Origin of the sequence: Kitasatospora sp. NPDC127067 (assembly GCF_042724755.1) — a bacterium.
GTDB classification, from domain to species: domain Bacteria; phylum Actinomycetota; class Actinomycetes; order Streptomycetales; family Streptomycetaceae; genus Kitasatospora; species Kitasatospora lactacystinica.
The window spans coordinates 75,299-91,305 of the sequence record NZ_JBHXEM010000025.1; the positions used below are offsets into that span (position 1 = coordinate 75,299).

A 16,007-nucleotide genomic window follows, 5' to 3' on the forward strand; every position below is an offset into this window, starting at 1 on the left:
CTCCCGGGGCCGTCGGCCCCCCCCCCCTGCCCGCCCCCCGTCCCACCCTGCTGCCTCACACCCACCCCCCCCCCCCCGGGGGGGCCCCCCCCCCCCCGGCCGGGGGGGGGGGGGCCCACCACGGCATCGGATTCCTGCGCGACCCAGCGGCGTCACCGGACAGCGGCCCGTGGCGGCGGCGCCACCGTGACGGACGCGGCAGCGGTGAAGGGCGGCACGCTGCACGTACTGTCCACCCTCAACCTGGAGCACCTGGACCCTGCACGCAACTACGTCACGCCCTCACAGGACGTGAGCCGGCTGGTCTACCGGACGCTGACCACGTTCGCCGCCGCGATCAGTAAGGCCTCGACCGAGGTCAACCGTCTTCTGAAGGGCCCTGCCGGTGGTGTTGGCCAGGTAGCAGCGGCCGCCCCCGTTCTCGAAGTACTCGCGCAGCACTCCGCCGGTCACCCCTGAGGCCGTGTCCGCACCGGCGGCCTCGGGGAGTTCGAGCCAGCTGTTGACGCGCACCAGGCCTTCGAAGGCCGCCCCGAAGTCGGCGACGAACACCGGCACGGCGGTCGCACCCGCCGTCACCGGGATCCTCAGGGAGGCGTCCTCCTCGATGTGGACGCCGGGAGACTTCGCCGAATCCGCCATCGAACACTCCAACCAGATCACGACGGGACAGGGACGGACCGCCTCAAGGCCGCCGTGCGCGAGGCAGGACCGAGGCGGAACCGCTCCACCCGAGCGTAGCGACTCGATGCCCCTCGGTGATCGACGTCCGCATCTCTCCACTGATGTCAGGTGGTTGATGCGGAGATACGGTGGGCCGGGCAGCGCCGGCCGGCCGCGGATCGGCCGACGGCCCTGCCAGGTGCCGGCGGGGAATCCCTCCATCCGGTCGATCGGTCTGCGGTCGTGGGTGGCGGCGCTGGAAAGCCGTCCGTGACCGAAGCCGAGGTGGCTCGTTGGCGGGACATGAGACTGGATGACCGGTGACCGAGCGACCCGCGCGTGACAGGGGCGCGGCCCGTCGAATCCGTCGCCAGGCGGCGCGCGCCGGGGTCGCCCGCGGTGCCGGTGACGCTGCGGCTGCCGCCGAGCCTGAGGCGACGCCATCGGACGACCGGACCAGAGCGTTCCTGGAGAAGGCCGCGTACGTCGTGGCACCGGGATCGGTCATCGTCGGCCTGCTGTACTACATCGGCAGGACCTACACGACCTCGTACTACGTCCACTTCGGCATTCCGACGAGCGATCTCGAGCTGTCGCGCGAGAGCTATCTGACGGTCAGCCCCACGGCCCTGTTCCTCCCACTCTGGGTGCTGCTCTGGTGCGTGCTCGTCGTCCTGGCGGTCTTCGGCCTGGTCCTGCACTGGCTGGCACGGCCGCGGGAGAAGCCGCTGTGGCAGCACGCTGCCGTCGCGTGCGCACTTGCGGGCGGCCTGCTGCTCCTGCTGGGATTCCCGGTCTTCACCGAGCCGGGCTGGTGGACTCGCGGAGCCCTGTCGCTCCTGGAGGCCGGTTGGCCCCGCGTGATCGTTCCTCCGCTGGTGGTGGCGCTCGGCGCCGCGCTGGCTCTGTTCGCGCTGCGCCTGCACCGGATCGGCCGCCGGGAGCGGGGCGCCCCGCCGGTCGGCGGACGGATCCAGCGGCTCGCCGGCGCCGTGCTGATCGGGCTGCTGACGATGAGCCTGTTCTTCTCCCTGGCGCGCTACGCGGACGAAGCCGGGGACGATCAGGCGGTCCGCGACTCGCAAGCCGGATTCGCGGACCGGGTCAGCGTCCTGATCTACTCCCGTTCTCCCCTCACCCACGATGCCCTCGGCATCTTCTCCGCGGACCTCGGCGACGCGGGCGGGCCGTACCGCTACCAGTACCGGGGGTTCATCCTGCTCGCCAAGTCCAGCGCCCGCTACTACCTCGTCTCGTACGACCGCCGCCAGCCCAGGGACGTGACCGTGGTCCTGCGGGACGATGAGGACATCCGCATCGAGACGCTCGGCTGACGCCTCAGCTCACCGTCGCCTCGGCCGAGGGCGCCTCGGGTGAGGACGTGGTCCCGGGCGATGGCGTGGTCTCGGGCGTGGGCGATTTCGAGTGAGACGACGGCGACGACGGTGACGGTGAACCCGAAGCCACGCCCTCACCGATCAGCTCGACGCGATAGTCCGCGTCGGCCGCCGACGTGTCGACGGTGAGCTCGGCGGTGTGCGTGCCGGCGGTGGTCGGCGAGAAGGCGACCGAGATGGTGCAGGTGTCCCCGGACTGAAGGGTCCTTCCGGTGCACGGGTTGTCGACCACCGAGAAGCTGCCCGCCGACAGGTGCACAGCCCCGATCGTCGTCCCGGTGCCGGTGCCGGCTTCGTTACTGGTGCCGGTGTTGTTTTCGGGCGGGGCGGTATGGGCGGAGAGGAGAACGGCCTTCCTGGATTGCCCGCCGAGCGGCGTGGCGGGAACCATCGCCTTGGCCACCGCCGTGCCGCCCTTGCTGCCCGGAAAGAGTGTGGCGATCGTGCTCGGATGAGAGCCGGGCGACCCGGTCGGCGCGGGCGTGTCCCCAGTGGGCTGGGCGGTTGCCGGAGTCGTCCCGCCGGAGGACGAGCCACCGCCGCCACCGCCGCACCCGGCTGTCAGCGCCAGCAGTACGACGGCCGTGGCTGCCCGCACCGCCCGCCCCGCACGAACAAGGTCCTGTCCACCAGGCATGGTCGCCTCCGCTCCGCGAGAAATGGGTCGCGGTCGAACCTTCGCGTACTCGCACGCCCGGGTAGCCTCAGCGCGCCTCCGTGGCACGCGTCATCACCCGCACGAGGGGCGATCAAGGCCGTTTGGAGGGGGCCGTCGGCGAGAGCGGCGGCACCCGTGAGGCAAGCCGATCACCGCGAAGGCCTCGACCGGCGGGCTCCTGTCAGGTGGTCAGGACGTAGCCGTGGCCGCCCGGGCTGTTCGGCTGCCCGAACTGCCACCGCCACCGTCGCCCGCCCCCCGCGCCGCGCCGCGATCGGCAGCCGGATTCAATCCAGGATGGGTCGCGCCCGTGCCGCTGAGGAATCATCCGATGGAACTCGCCACCCGATTCTCCGAGCAGTTCGGCGCGTTGCCCGACGGCGCGTGGGCGACGCCCGGGCGGGTCAATCTCATCGGTGAACACACCGACTACAACGAAGGGTTCGCGCTTCCCTTCGCCGTCGACACTGTCCGGCCCCCGGGACGCTGACCGCTGCCGCCCCGGACGAGTTGCAGCACTTCGAACCTCTCGACCGCGCCGCGCTGACACGCGACATCGACCGCTTGGCGGGCGCCTACGCCTCGCTCGGGATCACGGTGCACCGGCTACCGCTGCCGCGGGTGCCCAGCACGGCCTGGCCGTCTCGCGGATGCGAACGTGATGTACGCACGCGATCTGCTCCGGATGGGGCTGGCGTCCTTCGGCCAATGTGGGACATCGGGACTCGAACCGCGACCGGCGAACCGGCCCTGAACATCGCCGGCCTCTGGGTGGAGTTCACGCCCTTCATGGAGCCTGGCGGGCGAGCCACGGTGCGATTGGCACCTCTCGACCCCTCGCAGTGGCAGCACCTTCGACCCGGCCAAGTGATCACTATGCATGAGGACCGATCGGCGGCCGGAACGGCGGTTGTCCTGGAGGTTCACCGTCCGACGGCCGGCCGAGCCGGCCGCATAGAGGTGGGCGTCCAGGCTGGATGCGCTCGAAACCCGGTGCCACGGTAGTGAGAGCCATGCGAACATCGGCCGGTGACCGACGATGAGGAGCTGATTGCCTCCGACGTGATCGGTAGGCGGCTACTGCGGGTGACCGCGGCTTGGCACCACTGTGCCGGTGACGAGCCGTCGCTGCTGCATCTGTGGCTTCGTCTCGAAGGGCTCGGCCCGGTCCTCTTCCGCACACCCGGCACTGGCCTGTCGCTGAGGATCGACCAGCCGCATGAGCCGTGCTCGATGGAGCAATACGGCAGCGTCGTGGTCGTCGAGGATTCACCTGTGCTGTCGGTGACCCGCTTCCTCGGCGAGCCGGTCCGCTCGGTCCTTGTGCCGCCCGTCCACCACGTCACGGACAGGGGCGCCGGATCGGATGTCGGTCGCCGCTGAGACCATCCCGTCGTGACCCGAGCATGTGATCGGCGCCCCGATGAGACCACCCTCGCCGCCCTGCGCTCCGCGTTCCCGCCGGAGTGGCGGGAGCCCGCCCTGGGACACGGCGGCGTGATGGCATGGGAGGCCGCGAACGGAGTGGCGCTCCCGGAGCCCTACCGAACCTTCGTCGCGGAGATCGGCAACGGCAGCAGTCTCGGGCCTGCCGAGGACGGAGGGCTCCAACCCCTCGGGTGGCTGCCCGCGAGCTGGCCGGACCTGGGGCCGCGCCTGCCCGGCGAACCGTTCCCGCTGGACGACGCCTGGCTGTGGGAGGACGACGGCGAGGCCGATCCGGACGATCCGCGCATCCACGCCGCCTTCACCCACGGATCGGTGGTCCTCGGCTCGCACGACGGCCACTCGTTCTGGCTGTTGGTGACGGCCGGACCCCACCGGGGCGAGGTCTGGATGGTGTCCGACGTCGGCGCGATCCCCGTACCCGGCGCCGAGGCCTGGGACTTCACGGAGTGGGTCGGGCACTGGCACTCGGGCGACGGCTGGCCGACCTGAGCCGGACGCGGAATCCGGAACCCGTACGCCGACCCCTGCGGAATCAGGGGCAAGCACGCACGCAGACGTCGCACGGTATCTAGCCGCACCTTCCCGGGCCCGACGGCGTCCACGATCGAACCGATTGAGTGGAAGGCCCAGTACTGGTTGAACGCGAGCCCCTCGGAGACCGCCGCCTCGACGAGCGCCGGCAGGAACTCTTGCTCCGGCCGGGCGTACAGGCGGGCGTCGGCCGCCGGCCGGCTCCCGCCGTCGGGGGGAGCCGAGCGCGGAGGCGGTGTCATAGTCGGCCACCAGAGGAGTGAGTCCGGCCAACTCGGCGAAGACCAGCTCCTGACGGTAGGTCCGCGCCGGCCCGGACGACGACTTCCCGTCGGCTCTCTCCACGTGGCGGAACGACTGGGACGTACCGTCCCACCTGTACCTGACAGTCGCCGACAACCGGCTGCTGCTCGACCTGGACGACGGGCGGGACGTCGAGCTACTCCAGGAGGAACTCAGGGCCGGTGCTCCCGGCGGGTGCGTGGTGCTCCAGGAGGCCCTACCGGGACCGGAGCACGCCTGGCTGCCGGGGACGGGCGGCGGCCACATGTGTGAGGTGGTCGCTCCCCTTGTCCGGCGTGGCGGCGAACAGCCCGGTGCGAAGTCCCCGTCGACCGCCCGATCAGTCAGTCCAATGTCACGGCTGCGCCCGCCGGGCAGCGACTGGCTGTATCTGAAGCTCTACTTCGTTGCGGACGGATGCCGAGGTGCTGTCGAATACCGCCGGTCGGCGGCAAAGCGCAGGCAAAGTACGATCAGTGCGCTCGGTCCTCGGTGATGTTAGGAGTGCCCCCGGATGGTGTTCAAGCGGCTTCTCGGTGCTTTGGGCGTCGGCGGACCCACCGTCGACACGGTGCTGTCCACCCCGACCGTCCATCCCGGCGGCACCGTGCACGGCCAGGTCGACCTGGTCGGCGGCAGCCGGGACGCCGAGATCAACGGCATCACGCTCTGCCTGGCCGCCCGGGTCGAGGTCGAGCACGAGGACGGCGAGAGCCACACCGTCAAGGAGTTCGCCCGGGTGCAGGTCTGCGGCCCGCTGCGGTTGGCGGCCGAAGAGCAGCGCGCCGTCCCGTTCGCCTTCCCCGTACCGTGGGAGACGCCGCTGACCGCGATCGGGGGCCACCACCTGACCGGCATGGTGCTCGGGGTTCGCACCGACGTCGACATCGCAGGCCAGCTGGACCGCGGGGACACCGACCCGATCGCGGTGCAGCCGCTGCCGGTGCAGCAGCGGGTGCTGGAGGCGCTGACGGCGCTCGGCTTCCACTTCCACCGGGCCGACCTGGAGGCCGGCCGGATCCACGGCACGGGCCAGACGCTGCCGTTCTACCAGGAGATCGAGTACAAGGCGGCACCTCAGTTCGCCCGGCGCTGCAACGAGATCGAGCTGTCCTTCGTCACCGACCCGCACCGGGTCGAGGTGGTGCTGGAGTTCGACAAGCGCGGCATGTTCCACAGTGGCGACTCGGTGCGCACGTTCCTGCTGGACCATGCGGCCGGGAATCACGACCTGACCGGTACGGTGGACGGCTGGATCCGCGACGTGCTGGGCCACTGACCGCGCGCCTCGCCCCCGGCAGGAGTGGTGGTCGTCCTGCGCGGCGAGCGCCTCGGCGCCGGTAGCCAGGAGCGCGAGGCGGGGCGGGATCGCCGCCATATCGCACCGTTGTGGGCGCGTGCCCTCACCCATGCCCGTACCGTGCTTCGCGGTCCCCTGATGGGGCCGGTGCCCGTCCGGGACGACGCGCACCGGCCCTCGAAGAGAACCACCGGTCACCAGGCGTAGTGCCCGGTTCTGCCACAGGGTCGGATTCCATAACCACAGCAGGAGGACCATGTGGATCGTCGTCCTCAGCCACGTCACGCTCGACGGCGTCATGCAAGGGCCCGGCCGCGGTGACGAGGACACCCGCGACGGGTTCGCCCACGGCGGCTGGGCGGCCGAACGCGGCGGGGACGCCGCACCCACCAGGACGTCATGGCCTACTCACCCGAAGCCAGCAGTATGCGGTTTTCAGGCAGGCCACGTTGCCGCGCCCGGCCGAAGCCAGGCGCCTGTCCCGGAACGGGGCTTGATCAGAGGGCGTTTGAGATCTGATATGGGACGATCGGTCGGTGACTCGAGTCGTGAACCGTCACCGCTCCCTTGAGGAACTTGAGCGCGACCGGTGGCCAGCCCCATCGGGCGACGAAACCCGCCTGATGGCGACCGCACGCGGGCTTCGGCGCAAGCCGATCGGCGGCCTGACGGTCGAGGACCTGCGGCTGCTGATCGGGCAAGACATCGGTCTTGCCCACCTCCTACCGCTGGCGGTGGAGGTCCTGCGGAGCGACCCACTGGCGGAAGGCGACATGTACGAGGGCGACCTGCTTGCCGCCGTGCTCACCAGGAGTGCGCAGGTCTGGAGCGAGCACCCCGAACTCCGGCGGGATGTCCACCTGATCGTCTCGGAGTTGGCCGACGTGCCGCCGTACCTGAAAAGCAAGGTTGAGGGGTTCTTGGCTCTGTAGCTCGCCGACACCAACTGCCGCCTTTGGGGCCTGGAAGTGGCGGTGATAGGCGGTGTTGACCCGCTGGGTCGGTGTCCGCCGTACGTCGCGAGCGGGCTGTCCCCCGCGCTGCTCCCCACGCAACCCGAAGTCGCCCTCCCCAGCAGCCTGACAACCGGCCAAGAATGCACCAACCCCACCAGGAGCACTGACACCTCAGAGCTCGTCCTCATCTCCCCAGTCGACATTGCTCAGCGTCTCGCCGAACCGCTCCCGTGCCGCCTCCGGCCCGCAGCCGAAGGCGCGGCCGATGTACTCCCAGGTCATCAGGTTGCTGCGGGCCCTGCGGCCGGCCAGCAGCGCGGTCGAGCCGGCGGCGCGCTCGAACCGGGCGGCCGCACGGGCAGCGGCGTACGGCTTGCTCTCCATCAGGTCGCAGATCCGGTCCACCAGCGCCGCGACCAGTTCCTCGACCTCGCGCGGCACCACACCCTCGGCCAGGTCGACGTGCCACTCCCAGTCCGCGAACGGCCCGGTGGCCTCGCCCACCGCCTCGGTTGCCGAGTCGTCACCGAAGTCCAGCAGGTGCATGCGCTCACCCCGCCAGCCGCAGTTGCAACCACTGCGCACCGCGACGGCCCGAGGACCGTCCGCACCGTTGTAGAGCCACCAGGTCGTACGCCCGTCCGGCAACGGCGCCGGCTCGCTGCCGTCCGCCAACACCGCCACCGGGAAACCCTCGTGGCGCCCGCTCTCCTCAAACCATGGCATGCCGTGTCCCTCGCGTCCCTGGAGTACAGCACCAGGGTTCTCAGCCTGTGACGCAGTGTCAAGGCTTCGCGACAACCGGTGCGACCCGCAGCTCAAGGGGGCGCGCGCCAGCCGCCGCACGCTGGGCCGGGGGTGCTCAGGCAGTTCGGTGAACCGCTCGATCCGGGTGACCGTCCCATCGGCGACGATCCGCGATGAGGACGCCACTGGGCTCAGAACCGCACCCCGACGAAGTTCGGCACATCGGTGTGGCGAGCCCCTGCTCGCAGCGGGTACCTAGGAGGTGGTCCACGGCTGACCGTTCGCCCGGACGAAATGCGCCTTTGCGCCGGCGGGTGGGATACCCAACCTCCTCGCGATTCGCCGTACCAGCGGACGACATGACCGTCTCATTTTGCGGCGCAGTCCGGGCTGTCGCCGGCGAGGATCTTCAATGCCGCATGTCAGTGACCGTGCGCGCCTCAAGCAGTACGAGACTGTGCTGATCGGGCCAGGCGCCCAGGCCCGTTCGGTGGTGCGCTCGCGTCAGCCCAGCGGGGGGTGGATCAGCCGTCCGTGGTGGATCAGGGACACGGACTGCTTGAGGCGGCGAACGCGAATGCTGATCTCGTAGCCCCTGATGCCCTCGATGCGGGCCAGGCGGCTGCTGAGGTAGCGGTAGAAGTCGGGGGTGTCCCGGCAGATGACGACGGCCATGAGGTTGTGCCGGCCGCTGGTCGCCGCGACGAAGGCGCATTCGTCGTGCCGGCCGAGTTCCTCACCGATCCGGTCGAGTCCGGGCAGGTCGACCTGGAGCCAAAGGACGGCGTTGAGCTCGTAGCCGAGGCGTTCGGGCAGGATGTCGATGCCGTAGGCGAGGGAGCCGGAGGTCTCCAGGGCCTCCAGGCGGCGGGCGACTCGGGGTGTGGACCAGCCGGTGACCTCCGCCAGGCGGGTGTGGGAGACGCGGCCGTCCTCCGCCAGGGCCTCGAAGAGCGGGAGGTCCTCGTCGGCCGGGGCGAGCGGCGGCCCGGCGGCCGCAGGGCGCTCCGCCGTCAGCCGTCGCACCTGTTCGTCGGTCAGGAAGCGTTCCCCGCCGGCCCAGCCGACCGCGTCCGGGGCGCCGAACGTGTGGAGGAGGAGGTCGACGCTCATGTCGAGGACCGAGGCGGCGCGCGGGAGCTGCCGCAGCAGGACGTCGTCGCGCCCGGTGCCGACGGCCGAGCGGATGGTGCAGATGATCTCCGACCCACCGGAGGCGATGCTGGCGTAGCCGACCTCGGGTCTGCGGGCGAGGGAGTCGGCGACGGGCCCCACGGCTTCCGGGCGGCAGCGCAGCCGCGCGATCCACTCCGCATGCCCGTGGGCGGACGGGCTCCTCAGTCCGACGACGCGCAGGATCCCGCCGCGCCGCAGCGCGTTGTAGCGGCGGGCCACGGTCTGTTCGGACACCCCTACGACCTCGCCGAGGTGGCGGAACGAGGCCCGGGGGGCGCAGTAGAGCCCGTGGATGATTTTGCGGTCCAGGTCGTCAGGCACAGAGGAATCGTGACACACGGGCGGACCAGAATGGAGGTTCTGGTACGTCTGCCGGGATCGCTTGGGGATTCCTCGCCCGTGGGGCCGAAGCTTTCCTGTGCCCCCAGCAACCGGTGCCCGCGCGGCATCCCGCAGTCGAAGGAACCACCCCGTGAACTCCGCAACGGTGCAGCGCCCCGTGGCCGGACGAGGCGTCACGCTCGTCATGGCCTGTCTGGGCGTCTTCGTCGCCTACCTTCCCGTGACCACCGTGTCGGTGAGCCTGCCGGCGCTCCAGCGGGCGTTGGGCGCCTCGACCTCCCAACTGTCCTGGGTCTCGGACGCGTTCGTGCTGCCGATGGCCGCGCTGATCCTGACCACCGGGGTGTGGGGCGACGTCCACGGCCGCAAGCGGGTGTTCCAGGCGGGCATGGCGTTCTGCGCACTGGGCGCGGCCGTCTCGCTGACCGCGGACTCGGTGCAGTGGCTGTGGGTCGGGCAGGCGGCCTCCGGCCTGGGTGCGGCGGCCCTGCTGCCCACCACGCTGGCCCTGATCAGCCACGCCGTCCCCGACCACCGGGAGCGCGGGAGGTTCATCGGCCTGTGGGCGATGTCCATGCTGGCCTCGCTGGCCCTGGGACCGCTGATCGCCGGGCTGCTGCAGCAGCACGTCGAGGTACGTTGGATCTTCCTCCTGCCCATCCCTGTGTCGCTGGTCGTTTTGGTCGTCGCGGCCTTCCTGCTGCCGGACTCCCGGGCGCCGCACGGCCGGCGGCTCGACTGGCCCGGGCAGATCAGCGCGGCCGTCACGGTCACCGCCGTCGTCTACGGCGTGATCGAGGGCGGCGCCGACGGCTTCGGTACCCCCTCCGTGGTGGCGGCCCTGGTGATCGGCGCCGTGAGCGCGGTCGCGTTCGTCGTCGTGGAGCGTCGCAGCAGCAGCCCGATGCTCGACCTGGCCCTGTTCCGCAGTCCCGCCTTCGCCGCCACGTCGCTGGTCGCCATGATCAGCTTCCTGGGGCTGATCGGCTTCTTCTTCGTCCTGAGCCTGTACTTCGGTCTGGTGCAGCATCTGAGCACGTGGGAGGCCGGGCTGCGGATGGTTCTGGTGTCCGGGACCTCCCTGGTCGTGGGCGTCCCCGTCGGACGGCTGATGCACCGGGTGTCCGCTCGGGTCATGATCACCACCGGCCTGGTGCTGATGGCGGGCTCGCTGCTGTCGCTGATCGGCGTCGACGCGGGCACCTCGTACGGGTCGCTCGCCTGGCGCCTGGTCCTGCTCGGCCTCGGCATCGGCGCCGTCCTCACCCCGATGACGGCCTCCGCGGTTTCCTCCGTACCGCACCACCTCGCCGGCATGGCCGCCGCCGGGAACAACGCCTTCCGCCAGCTCGGCGGCGCCCTCGGCCCCGCCGTGCTCGGCGCCCTGCTGACCACCCGCGCCCTCGACGCCCTGCCCGGCCGGCTCGCCGACGCCGGCGTGCCGGCGGAGACCGGCGGCCGCGTCCTCGCCGTCGCCCGGGAGCAGGGCCTCGGCGCCGTGGCCGGGCTCGACCTGGGCCCTGCCACCAAGCCGGCCCTGAGCGCACTCAGCGGCTCCTTCCTCGACGGCCTCCAGCTCTGCCTGGTCGTGTCGGCCTCGCTCGCCCTGCTGGCGGCCGTCGCCTGCGCCGTCCTCCTGCGGCCCGCCGTGCCCGCCGGCCGTCCTGGCGCCGGGGCCCCGGCTCCGCAGACCGCCGCCGTTCCCGTCCCTGTGGGCAGCGCGTCCGCCTGAAGCTTGTTGCGGAAGCCCGGGTGCGGGCAGGTCACCTGTGCGGCCTGACCTGCTGGTTTCATCCGGTTCGGGCGAGGTTGTGCATGTGGGCGACGGCCTGCACCACGTGGTGCAGGCCGGGGCCCCTATGTGGGGGGGGGGGGGGGAAGATGTTTTCAATCAATAGGGGGGTGGGGGTGTGGACGCGGGGGGCCCCCCCCCCCCCGGTGGTGCAGGCCGTCGCCCTTCTGTCGGCAGTCGCGGAGAATCTTGTAGACCTTCATGCGGGCGAAGGTGTGCTCGACGCGGGCGCGCACGCGGCGGTGTTCGGCGTTGTCCTCCTCCTGGGCCCGCAGGAGGGGACGGTCGGAGCGTCTGCGACGAGGGACGACGAGGCCGGTGTTCGGGTCGGCGCCGTCGGCGAGCACGGTTGCGTCCGCACACGTGGCGGGCACCACAGCCGCGCACCACCGGGCCCGTTGCCACCCCGGCTCGCGGCACCACCCGCACCCCTCGAACTGCCGCACCCGCAGACCCGTGAACGTCTCCACCAACACCGGCTCAGCCCGCAGCACCCCACCCATACGGGAGAAATGGCCAGTCTCGGACCTTCCGCAACAAGCTTCAGAGCGCGCCGCCGAGGAGGACGCGGTAGACGATCGTGGCGCCGTCGGTGCTCACCTCGGTGCAGAGTTCACGGCGGTCGATCAGCCAGCCGTTCGCCTCGCACCGCTGCCGGGGCCGGAGCCGGTCGGCGGCCTGCGCCATCGGCACGTCGGGCGGGCCCACCAGGTAGAACGTGCGCCAGCAAGTGGCGCTGTGGCCGTTGCCGCAGCCCTGGCCGGTGCCGATGGTGGTGTAGCCGGGCGGCGGCTGCGGCACGGCCTTCGCGGACGGGACGTCCGCCTCGTGGAAGAACACGAGCGCCAGCAGCGGGGTCGCGGTGAGGACAAGGGCCAGCTGGCCGTGGAAGGCGATGCCCACCGCCCGGGACCAGCCGACCGGGCGCCCGGCACGCGAGCCGGCGATCCCGCGCTCCAGCCACAGGCCGACCAGTACGGCCAGTTCGGCGAGCGGCGTGTAGAGCAGGTACAGCTCGGCCTCGCTCCGCACCTGCAGCAGGTCGGACGCCACCGCGAGCACCAGCGCCAGCCAGAGCAGCAGCACGGCGGCAACGGGCACCCGCAGGGGCGTCGACCGGGCGCGCAGCACCCAGTGGACGAGCGGCAGCAGAGCGAACAGCACCCCGACAACGGCCCACACCACGATCCGAACCCCTCCCCGCAGCGGGCGACGGCGCCCTGGAAAACCGGACGCCTGGCTACCGGCCCTCGGTTCCGGCACGCAGAAGGCCGCCGGAGGAACGCCGGAGGCCAGGAGCCGCAGCACCGGCACGTCGTGCAGCAGGAGCTGACGAGCGGGCAGGCCCGGCTGGGCGGGAGGCGTGATGGGCCGCGGCACGACGGGGGACGGGTGTGCATGGGGTGTGGGCGTCCTTCAGCCATCGGTGCAGGGGAGTGGTCACGCCCGGGCTGCCCCGCCATCGTCAAGGCAGCAGCACGGCCGCAGGCCAACGGCGTCCGTACCCGCCGTCCGGCTGAGCACGCCGGCCCTGCCGACGAGCGCCTCGCTGACGTGCCCGCCGTCCGGCTGAGGGCTGTGCCCGGCTCAGCGCGACCAGTAGGTGTCCTCGATGTCCGGTCGCAGGGGCGACAGCGGGCGGGCCCGGTCCGGGGCGTACGCGACGTCGCCGCCGCTGACGGACATGGTGAGGGTGACCGTCCGGTCCGGTTCCGGCGAGAGCGCAACCCAGACGGCGATTCCCTCCGAGGTTTCGGCGTTGAGGTAGTCCGGGCCCTCGTCCGGGGCGCTCGGGGTCCAGGCCGACGGTTTCTGCCGGAGGCCGCGCCGCCGCCACTCGGCCTCGATGCCGTCCCGCAGCTCCTGCCGATGGGACGCGCTGATCCTGGTACGGGCGGTGAACCGACGGTCGACGGTGGACAGCTTGCTCGGTGTGCCGTCCGGACGCGGCTCGTACCGCCTGACGGTACAGCCCCTGTCGCTCAGCACGAGGTCAGGGCTCAGGCCCCCCAACGTGTCACGGATGGTTTGCTCGCTGAGCGCGTGGAACTGCTCCGGGGTGTGGCGGACGATCTCGGGTCCGGGCTTGGACGCGTAGTCGTCGGCGCCGATGAACCACCATGCAGCGATCTGGAACGCGAACGTCACCCCGATCAGGGCGACAATGATCGCCGCCACCACCAGAGCCGCCTTCACCAACGACTTGCCCAACAACCCCAACCCCCTGCCGTGCGTCGTACCGCCACCGTATGCGCGCGACCCGGCGCGACTCCTGAGCATCCGTACTCAGAAAGGCCACCCGGTGCTGCCCGCCCTCAGCCGTAGCGGCGGAGCGGCCAACGGCCAACGGCCGGCGGCCGGCGGCCGGCGGCCGCTTCGAGCGGGACCGATGGGGGAGAGTGGGCAGCGCGCGCCGGTGTACTCCTGGAGGTGTGGCGCTTCCGTTCGTCTCCGTCTCCGTTGCCGCTCGCCGCGGCCCGCCGGTGTCGGGCGGCGATGTCCGCATCGACTTCGACGCTGGTGATGTTGTCCTCGCCGAGGCGGTCGGTGCGGGCACGATCCTCACCGTGCACGTTCCGGCACGGGAACCGGGCTGCGAGGTGGCGGCCCGTCAGGACGCCAGGCCGGCAACCCGGTCGGGCGCCGCGTCAGGCCAAGGTATGGTCACCGCGAGGGGGTGATACCCCTGTGCACGAAACACTGCATTCGGCTACGAACCCACGGGGGTCCTTGTGTCCATGGTTCGATCCACCGTCAGGATTCCGCTCGCGGTGGGCGCGGCCGCGATGGCCGCGACCGTCGTCACGGGGTGCTCCTCCGGCACGTTGACCGCATCCGGCAAGTCGGCGGCCGTCACCGCCACCTCTGCCACGTCCCCGGGCACCGCCCCGGTGGACGCGCCGACGCTCCCGACGTCCGGCACACCGGCGTTCGGCACCCCCAGCAGCACGCCGACCGGCCCTCCGCTGCTCACCGGAGTGGACCTGCGCGCGTCCCTGCCGACCGCCGCGGTGCTGCCCGCCGGGTGGACGATCAAGGGCAACGGCAACCAGGTCGACACCGGCACCACCCTCAACGAGTACCGGGCCGACCCGCCGCAGATCACGGAACCGTGCAACCAGATGCGTCTCGCCGGGACCCTCTTCTCCCAGGGCTACAAGGTCTCGGGCGCGATGAACGAGGTCTACGACGGGGAGCACATGGTCCAGGTCTACCTGGCCGCCTACCGCCCCGGCGACGCGGCCAAACTGCTCGGCGACCTGAGGGCGTACGCGGAGCGCTGCAAGACCTTCACCGGGAAGAGCGTGGACGGTGCCCCGATCCCGATGACCGTGACGTTGCAGCCCGTGCCGGGGCTCGGTGCCGAGGCCTTCGACATGAAGAGGGTGCCCACCGGCCCGTACAGCACTTCGGAGATCGTGACGACCCGGATCGGCGACCGGGTGCTGTTCCTCAGCGGCGACGACATCCTGGGCCGACTGCCGAACATCATGCAGCTGGCGGTGCCGCTGGTGAAGAGCATCAAGTAGGAGTCCCGGCCCCGCCCGCGCCACGGTGGCGGGGCGGGGACCCGCCAACCACCCTCGATGACAGTCGTGAACCGACTTCCAGCTGCCGAAGCGGGATGACAGGCCCCGCCAGGGAAGGCCGGTCCGCCGCCGGAACAGCATCCCGTTGACCACACGACGGTGGCATTACCGGCGTCCACCCCGCCCACGATTCGCCGGCGGCAGCGCCACCACCGCCGGCACGAAGATCATCGCCGGGGACACCGACGGTGCCTGGACCTCGACGGTGTCGTGGAACGGCTCCTACTGATGCGCCAAGTGGTGGAACAAGGCGACGGACGAGCTGGGCAAGAGCGACGCCTGGCAGAGGCTCGGACCCACACCGTGACCGGTGCGGACTCCGACCGGAGCGGCACACCAAGGACTGGTGGTCTCGCCGACGAGCAGGCCAGGGCAACAGGCCAGCCACAGACATCCTCCGACGGTGACGGCGCCGGGGAGACGGCTGCGCACAGGAACGGCCCTCTCCGGCTGTAGCTCACCACCGGTTCAGGAACGCGCGCAGCCGGCCGCGTTGGCGGGGGTCGTCGGCGAGGCCTTCGGCCAGGACGTCGCGGTCGACGTACGGCTCGACCGTCGCCATCAGCAGATCGTGCAGCAGGTCCCGGTCCAGCGCTTCGACTTCCCACTGCACCGGATGCCCGCTCGCCTGGCAGGAGCCATCCCCGCGCGGGCGGAGCGGACGGCAGGATTGGCGGGTGATCGGGGCCGACGGCCGGGGCATCTCCGTGCTGGCGAGGCGGACACTCCCTGACCTGCGGCGCAGCAGTGCCTTTGCGTGTTCGTGGCTGCGGTGGAGGGGTCGGTTGGTTGTGCTGTTGTGGTGCGAAGGAGCGTGGGCTCATCGTGCCACGTGCTGCGTACGGCGGCTCCGAACTCGTCCTTCCCGGTAGGCGTCTGTGTGGTGGGGGAGGACGACGTCCCGGCGCTCGCCCTCCCTGAAGCCTCCGCACGAGACCGGAGCGGGCAGGTCCGTGTGCCTGCGACTGCTGCCGCGCCTGTAGGCCGACGTCGAGCAGAGGGTTGCCGAACTCGTCCGGGCAGCGAACCCCTCTCTGTCAGCCTTGGGTGAGACATCCCGCTTTGTCGGGTTAGCCTGAGGGGGCCCGAGTAGGAGTTCCACCCCTGATGACCAGCAGTAATCC

The 16,007-nt window shown here is 71.2% G+C and carries 14 protein-coding genes and 5 pseudogenes; 10 read left to right on the forward strand and 9 right to left on the reverse strand.

Annotation, left to right across the window (positions count from 1 at the left end):
* Positions 1-282: 282 nt before the first annotated feature.
* Positions 283-642, reverse strand: coding sequence for a hypothetical protein (locus ACFWJ4_RS13955; RefSeq protein WP_380543155.1), 360 nt, complete (start codon positions 640-642; stop codon positions 283-285).
* A 509-nt stretch (positions 643-1,151) separates the two neighbouring features.
* Between ACFWJ4_RS13955 and ACFWJ4_RS13960 the strand changes: the two genes are divergently transcribed.
* Positions 1,152-1,997: a hypothetical protein gene (locus ACFWJ4_RS13960; RefSeq protein WP_380543158.1), complete on the forward strand. Its 846-nt coding sequence runs from the start codon at positions 1,152-1,154 to the stop codon at positions 1,995-1,997.
* 4 nt (positions 1,998-2,001) lie between these two features.
* Here ACFWJ4_RS13960 and ACFWJ4_RS13965 read toward each other — a convergent pair whose 3' ends face one another.
* Positions 2,002-2,463, reverse strand: coding sequence for a hypothetical protein (locus ACFWJ4_RS13965; RefSeq protein ID WP_380543161.1), 462 nt, complete (start codon positions 2,461-2,463; stop codon positions 2,002-2,004).
* Between the two features lie 586 nt (positions 2,464-3,049).
* Here ACFWJ4_RS13965 and ACFWJ4_RS13970 point away from each other — a divergent pair.
* From ACFWJ4_RS13970 to ACFWJ4_RS14000, 7 genes and pseudogenes are all read left to right on the forward strand, one after another.
* A pseudogene (locus tag ACFWJ4_RS13970) lies at positions 3,050-3,181 on the forward strand (galactokinase family protein); the annotation flags it as partial.
* Positions 3,182-3,402: 221 nt separating this feature from the next.
* Positions 3,403-3,723: pseudogene (locus ACFWJ4_RS13975) on the forward strand (hypothetical protein); the annotation flags it as partial.
* 24 nt (positions 3,724-3,747) lie between these two features.
* A complete protein-coding gene (locus ACFWJ4_RS13980) occupies positions 3,748-4,101 on the forward strand; it encodes a hypothetical protein (protein ID WP_380543164.1) in 354 nt (117 codons plus the stop codon).
* Between the two features lie 12 nt (positions 4,102-4,113).
* Entirely contained in the window at positions 4,114-4,656 is a 543-nt protein-coding gene (locus ACFWJ4_RS13985) for an SMI1/KNR4 family protein (protein WP_380543167.1), read from the forward strand.
* A 379-nt stretch (positions 4,657-5,035) separates the two neighbouring features.
* Positions 5,036-5,476: pseudogene (locus ACFWJ4_RS13990) on the forward strand (hypothetical protein); the annotation flags it as partial.
* Positions 5,477-5,494: 18 nt separating this feature from the next.
* On the forward strand, positions 5,495-6,259 hold the full coding sequence (locus ACFWJ4_RS13995) for a sporulation protein (protein ID WP_380543170.1): 765 nt from the start codon (positions 5,495-5,497) through the stop codon (positions 6,257-6,259).
* Between the two features lie 557 nt (positions 6,260-6,816).
* Complete coding sequence (locus tag ACFWJ4_RS14000; RefSeq protein ID WP_380543173.1) at positions 6,817-7,212, forward strand: contact-dependent growth inhibition system immunity protein; 396 nt, start codon at positions 6,817-6,819, stop codon at positions 7,210-7,212.
* Positions 7,213-7,407: 195 nt separating this feature from the next.
* On the opposite strand, the gene ACFWJ4_RS14005 is transcribed toward ACFWJ4_RS14000, so the two are convergent.
* Positions 7,408-7,962, reverse strand: a complete 555-nt coding sequence (locus tag ACFWJ4_RS14005) for a hypothetical protein (protein ID WP_380543176.1) — start codon at positions 7,960-7,962, stop codon at positions 7,408-7,410.
* Between the two features lie 525 nt (positions 7,963-8,487).
* A complete protein-coding gene (locus ACFWJ4_RS14010; RefSeq protein WP_380543179.1) occupies positions 8,488-9,480 on the reverse strand; it encodes an Lrp/AsnC family transcriptional regulator in 993 nt (330 codons plus the stop codon).
* A 205-nt stretch (positions 9,481-9,685) separates the two neighbouring features.
* Here ACFWJ4_RS14010 and ACFWJ4_RS14015 point away from each other — a divergent pair, with 205 nt between their 5' ends.
* Positions 9,686-11,233 carry an MFS transporter gene (locus ACFWJ4_RS14015; protein WP_380543199.1) on the forward strand — a complete coding sequence of 516 codons (1,548 nt, stop codon included), beginning with the start codon at positions 9,686-9,688 and terminating at the stop codon, positions 11,231-11,233.
* A 155-nt stretch (positions 11,234-11,388) separates the two neighbouring features.
* Here the strand turns inward: ACFWJ4_RS14015 and ACFWJ4_RS14020 are convergent.
* The 3 genes and pseudogenes from ACFWJ4_RS14020 to ACFWJ4_RS14030 all read right to left on the reverse strand — a co-directional run.
* Positions 11,389-11,655, reverse strand: a pseudogene (locus ACFWJ4_RS14020) (transposase family protein); the annotation flags it as partial.
* A gap of 181 nt (positions 11,656-11,836) precedes the next feature.
* Entirely contained in the window at positions 11,837-12,478 is a 642-nt protein-coding gene (locus tag ACFWJ4_RS14025; protein ID WP_380543181.1) for a hypothetical protein, read from the reverse strand.
* Positions 12,479-12,880: 402 nt separating this feature from the next.
* Positions 12,881-13,573, reverse strand: coding sequence for a hypothetical protein (locus ACFWJ4_RS14030; RefSeq protein WP_380543184.1), 693 nt, complete (start codon positions 13,571-13,573; stop codon positions 12,881-12,883).
* Positions 13,574-14,031: 458 nt separating this feature from the next.
* Between ACFWJ4_RS14030 and ACFWJ4_RS14035 the strand changes: the two genes are divergently transcribed.
* Positions 14,032-14,823 carry a hypothetical protein gene (locus ACFWJ4_RS14035; RefSeq protein WP_380543187.1) on the forward strand — a complete coding sequence of 264 codons (792 nt, stop codon included), beginning with the start codon at positions 14,032-14,034 and terminating at the stop codon, positions 14,821-14,823.
* Between the two features lie 12 nt (positions 14,824-14,835).
* Here the strand turns inward: ACFWJ4_RS14035 and ACFWJ4_RS14040 are convergent.
* Together ACFWJ4_RS14040 and ACFWJ4_RS14045 are read right to left on the reverse strand one after the other, a co-directional pair.
* Positions 14,836-15,054, reverse strand: a pseudogene (locus ACFWJ4_RS14040) (transposase); the annotation flags it as partial.
* Between the two features lie 286 nt (positions 15,055-15,340).
* Complete coding sequence (locus tag ACFWJ4_RS14045) at positions 15,341-15,496, reverse strand: hypothetical protein (protein ID WP_380543190.1); 156 nt, start codon at positions 15,494-15,496, stop codon at positions 15,341-15,343.
* Positions 15,497-16,007: the final 511 nt, after the last annotated feature.